4 protein-coding genes are annotated in these 5,406 nt (G+C 59.1%); 1 reads left to right on the top strand and 3 read right to left on the bottom strand.

The genetic code is table 11. From position 1 onward, the window contains the following. A partial coding sequence (locus I5W_RS05070; RefSeq protein ID WP_044528426.1) for an SDR family NAD(P)-dependent oxidoreductase occupies nt 1-894 on the top strand: 894 nt, incomplete at its 5' end. A gap of 347 nt (nt 895-1,241) precedes the next feature. Here I5W_RS05070 and I5W_RS05065 read toward each other — a convergent pair. From I5W_RS05065 to I5W_RS05055, 3 genes are read right to left on the bottom strand one after another with little or no spacing between them, the layout of a single operon-like run. Then, nucleotides 1,242-2,555 carry a c-type cytochrome gene (locus tag I5W_RS05065; protein ID WP_159106105.1) on the bottom strand — a complete coding sequence of 438 codons (1,314 nt, stop codon included), beginning with the start codon at nt 2,553-2,555 and terminating at the stop codon, nt 1,242-1,244. A gap of 13 nt (nt 2,556-2,568) precedes the next feature. Beyond that, nucleotides 2,569-4,158: a GMC family oxidoreductase gene (locus I5W_RS05060; RefSeq protein ID WP_017451397.1), complete on the bottom strand. Its 1,590-nt coding sequence runs from the start codon at nt 4,156-4,158 to the stop codon at nt 2,569-2,571. A 10-nt stretch (nt 4,159-4,168) separates the two neighbouring features. Then, nucleotides 4,169-4,747, bottom strand: coding sequence for a sugar dehydrogenase complex small subunit (locus I5W_RS05055; protein ID WP_044528425.1), 579 nt, complete (start codon nt 4,745-4,747; stop codon nt 4,169-4,171). Between the last annotated feature and the right edge of the window lie 659 nt (nt 4,748-5,406).

Here is a 5,406-nt window from a genome sequence, read left to right as displayed (position 1 = left end):
GACCTGTCGAATAAAGTCGCAATCATCACCGGTGGTGCATCGGGCATCTGCCTGGTGACCGCGCGCACGCTTGCTCACGCGGGTGCGACGGTGATTGTCGGCGCGCGCGATCCGGAAGCCGCGCGCAATGCGCTTGAGGGGAGTAGCCGCATCGAGACCGGGCATATCGAGCTGCTGGATCCGACCTCGATCGACGCTTTCGCCAGCGCCTTCTTATCGAGTGGCCGCCCACTGCATTTCTTGATAAACAACGCCGGCATCATGGCCGCGCCACTGATGCGCGATGCACGAGGCTACGAATCACATCTTTCAGCCAACCATCTAGGCCACTTCCAGTTGACCTCCCGCCTGTGGCCAGCCTTGCGCCGTGCGGACGGGGCACGCGTGGTGACGCTCTCGTCGGGTGCGCACCGTCAAGCGGCCTTCGACTTCGACGATCCCAATTTCGAGCAACGCGCCTACGACAAATGGCAGGCCTACGCTCAGTCGAAAACTGCAAATGTCCTGTTCACCGTTGCGCTCGACCGCAGGGGCGAGGCAGAACGCATCCGGGCCTTCGCCGTGCATCCTGGGCGCATCGAGAGCCGTTTGCAGCGCTTCATCGCCCTTGAGGAACTACAGGCCCGCGGCTTACGCGACGAGAAAGGCGAGATTCCAGCCGCGCAGCGCAGCCTCTACAAGACACCGGAACAGGGCGCCTCCACCACCGTCTGGTGTGCGACAAGTCCAATCCTTTCTAACCTTGGTGGTGTGTACTGTGAAAACTGCGACATCGCATATGCGGTGCCGGTGGATCACAAGACGCTCGATGGAGTGCTGCCGTGGGCGGTCGACGCGCAGGCCGCCGAGCGCCTATGGGCACTCAGTGTGCAATTGACAGGCATCGGCGTTTAGCTCGTCGTTAGTAAAAGGTGAGGTGCGAGACTTGCTCCATCTCATCAAGAATCATTAGATTGAGCGCTGGTGTTGACATTCCAAATGAAATAGACGGTCAAGGACGTCCTTGACCGTCTATTTCTGAACAACCTGTCTTGATGAAACCCATGTGCAAGTAAAAAGCGGATGCTTGGCCGGAACAAAAGAACCAAAAACCGCAAAGTTACCGCGGCCTCGCCATCATTCTTCTGATCTGGAGCGCGCTGTTGCCAGTCGCGAAGAGCTACCTGAGCGGCGCAAGATTGCCTTACCCAACAGCCAGAGCAAGCCAATCACGATCAACGCAATGACGATCCGCGCTGCGGTTAAAATTGGTACGGCTGCCGGTTTGTCACGCAAGACCTTGACCTGTTGCGCGGAAATTTCGGCCGACTCAGGATTGCCGAAATTACGCCGCACGTATGTGGCGAGCAGGGCGACTTCCTGGTCGTGAGTTTCGTAGAAAAGGCGGGCATGAGACGCTGCTGGCCGTTGTTGTTGCGTTCTACGCCGTGCAGGATGGTCATGATAAGACTGTCCGGATTGGCGCGGCCGACCGTCGAGACATGCAACAAGGACGGCGGCCCTGACAGTTGCGTGCCGCTGCCAGACGGCTGATGACAGGACGCACAATTGCCGCTATACAGGGTGGCGCCAGAGATTTGGCCGGCGCTGTCGCCCCGGATGCTGATTTCATCCCTGGCCGGCGAGCCCCAGACATAGGCAGGCTGCCGCTGGCTGGTGTCGGATCTGGCGGGGACGGATTTGATGTATAGCGCCATCGCGGCCAGATCAGCCTCGCTCATCTTACTGAAACTGTGGTCGATGGCTTCAGCCATCGGGCCTGCTACCAATGCCTTTCCGGGCGCCGCTCCGGTGCGTAGATAGGTGATCAGTTCGCCTGATGTCCAGCCGCCGATGCCGGCATTGAGGTCGCTGCTGATGTTCGGTGCATACCATTTTCCCAGCGATGCGCCGGCGAAGCTGCGGCTGCTGTCTTCAGCCATGAAGACATTCCGCGGGGTGTGGCAGGCTGAGCAGTGCGCTAGAGCTTCAGTCAGATAGGCGCCGCGCAGCCATTGTTCGGATTGGCCGGTTGGCGGCTGGAAACGCCGATTCGGATTGAACAGCAGATTCCAACCAGCCATCAAGGCCCGTACATTGAACGGGAAGGGCAGTTCGGTCACTGGCGCAGCTTGCTCGACCGGTTCTACGCCATGCATGAAGTAGGCGTATAACGCATGGATGTCGGCATCGCTGAGCAAGGTGTACGAGGTGTAAGGCATGGCCGGATAAAGATGGCTGCCATCGGCGCGGATACCTCGGCGCAAGGCATCGGCAAATTGTTGTTCGGTATAGCGGCCGATACCGTATGCCGCAGATGGCGTGATATTGCTGGACCAGATCGTGCCCAGCGGTGACTCGATGGGGTTGCCGCCGGCATAGGGCTGGCCTTGTTTGCTGCTATGGCAGGCCACGCAGTCGCCAGCGGTGGCTAAGTAAGCGCCGCGTTGCAGCAGTTGCTTATCAACAGTACCCGCAGTAGCTACGGCCTGGGCCGACCCCATGACGAGAGTGCAGGCGATTGCCAGGACACAGGCGGTGGCCAAAGAGCGCCGTATCTGAATGTTGTTCAACATTGTTTGGCTATCCTTAAAGCGAATGCAAAACAGCATCGGCAGTGCGCAATGCCAATGCTGCAGCGGTAAGGGTGGGATTGACCGTCCCCGTAGTGGCCATGACGCTGGGGCCGACGATGTACAGATTGGGATGGTCGTGCGTGCGTCCTACGGCATCGACCACCGAGGTGTGCGGGTCTGCACCCATGATGGTGGTACCCTGGGTATGTGGGTGCACCCAGGTCAACGGTGAGAATTCAGTGGCACCGAACAGTTCGGCCACGCGCCGGTAGACTTGCTTGGTCTGTTCAAAACCGGCCAGGAAGTACGGATGGTCGCGGTTAAAATGCACCACCGGAGTGGGCAGGCCCAGCGCATCCTTGCGCGTGGTACTGAGCGTGATGCGATTGTTCGGATCGCCTGGGTACTCATGCTGGGTGCTCAACTCCATGAAGCGCGCTGCATGGTCGCGGATCATTTCATCCAGTCTTGGGCCAATGATGCCTTGCTTGAGCAAGTGGTTGGTCACGGTGGCATTGGGTGAATTGTTGCCGATCACATGTTTGGTGCCGGCGATGGTGCGCCGGAATTCGCCATCGCGCTGGGTGTAGAAAGTTTGCGGATGCACCGGGCCGCGTCCAGGCCATAAGGCTTCGCGGGCCAGAAATGCCTGATGGCTTTCTGGCTGGCAGCTCAGATTGCGGCCCACCATGTCTGACTTGTTGGCGATGCCGGACATGAGTAGCAGACGCGGGGTCTCGATCGAATATGCTGCCAGCACGAAGATCCGCGCGGTCAACTGGTGGTCCGTGCCATCCGGAGATTTGTAGCGCACGCGGGTGATCTTTCCGCTCCCATCGGCCTCCACTTTGTACACCACTGCCTCGGTCAGCAGCCGCACGCCGCGTTGCTCGGCTTTAAACGCATGGACCGAGCCATTGTAGAGTGCGCCGATGGGGCAGACCGGCGTACACGAATTATTGCCCTGGCAAGCCGGACGCTCATCGAAGGGTTGCGAATTACGGGCAGTCGGTTCATTCAAGACCTTGAATCCGCCTTGCGTCAGGATTTCATTGGCGCGCTGCTGCATGTAGGGCAAGGCTTGCGCAGGCATCGGGTAGGGCGTAGAGCGAGGCGGAAACGGTCCTCTTTGTCCGGTGGCGCTCTGATCGTCGTTGTCGTTGCCGGATACCCCTAACTCCTTCTCGGCCTGGCCATAATATTTTTCCAGATCGTCGTAAGTTATCGGCCAGTCGCGGCTGACGCCGTACAGCGATTGCATCTTGAAGTCGTTCGGCAAAAAGCGGTAGCAGGCACCGGCCCAGTGCCAGGTGGTACCGCCGACCAAACGTATATAGCTGGGATTGTTCTTGGTGCCGCCGGTCTCTTCGATATAGCCTTTGGTATCAGATTTGGGTGCATAGGCATTATCGGGATAGGGGGCATTCGGATTGCCCTTGATCGGGGTATTGCGGAACTTCTCGACCAGCTTCCAACGCGGTACGCGCGGGCCTGCTTCCAGCAAGATCACGTTCTTGCCGGCCTGAGCCAGCCGGTGGGCGGTCAGGCTGCCACATACGCCGGAACCGACGACGATCACGTCAGCATCAAATTCTGTAGTCATAGCGATCTCTTCAGGCCGTAGCCGGTTTAATGTTGGGGGACGTGCTGCCGAACTTGAGCTGCGGCGCCGGAATCCAGTAGCCATAGCCGCCCAGTTGATACGAAGGGATCGTGGTGATACCGGCGGTAGGGCGGTACATCAGTGCTTCGTGATAAGTGATCAGTTTGGCCCGGGCCCCGCTGCCGACGTAGCCCAGATACCAGGCCGAGACGATTTCGACGGCAGTTGCCTTGAGCGCAGTGTCGCTGCCCAGCGATGAAATATCGAAGTGGCTCATGTCGTTGAGCGAGCCCATGGAACGCGCTGCGGTGAGTGCTTCATCGAGCTGTGCAAGACGCGCGGCAAAGTTGGCGTCATTGGCGCTCAATGCCTGCAGCGTGCGGGCGGCAATGACCGGATCAAGGTCGCTTTTGCCGGTCAAAAAAGCCGACAGGCGCAGAAAGCTGGCACTCTGTGCCGACTGCTGCGCGGCAGGTGCGGCCTGGGCCAATATCAGGCTTGGTGCAGCCAGTCCGGCCAGCATGCCGAGGCTGGCCTTGAGCAAGTCACGGCGGCGATAATCATGCGGAGAAGAGAGGTCGGTATCCATAGGTAGCGAAGAAAGAAAAAATCATGGGATTTGCGCTGATATAAAGACGGAGCCCGCCTCTGTTTAAGGAAAGAGTACGCGAGCGCACGTGCGAGCATGGTCGTACATCGACTTTACTTTGGTATCGGCTGACGCTGCGACAGTCGTGTCAGTGCGAATGGAACGAACGAGTACGAACGCATACGACTCGGTATATCGGACTCAGGCATACCCTGGGCCGGAGATTCCGGAAAAGCTTGCAACAGACTTGACAGGTGATTCCAGACGATACGCAGGTTGGCCATACGGCACTGACAATCAGCACCGGCCATGGCAGAGGATGCGTGAGACAAATCGGCGGGCCGCACGCATCACCCGGGGCTTAGGACTCAGAACTCAGAACTCTTCCCAGTTTTGCTCGGCATCCTTGATTTTTCTGGTGGCCGCGAGCGTCAGCAACTGGCGTTGCTCGATGGGCTCGGTTCCCTGTCGGGATACTGACGCGGCTGCCGGGGCTGGACGCGCTGGTGCTGTCTTCGGCCGTACCGGTGTTGGCCGGATGGCCGCCGCANGCTGCGGTGGCGCAGCGTTCAGTTGCTGCTGCTGCGCCGAAATCTTGAACATGCTGACTGCACTGACCAGTTCGGCAGCCTGTGCCTGCAGGGATTGCGAAGCAACTG

The sequence above is a fragment of the Herbaspirillum sp. B65 genome, assembly GCF_000333555.1.
GTDB lineage: Bacteria > Pseudomonadota > Gammaproteobacteria > Burkholderiales > Burkholderiaceae_D > Herbaspirillum > Herbaspirillum rubrisubalbicans.
This window is presented reverse-complemented; position numbering and strand designations above follow the sequence as displayed.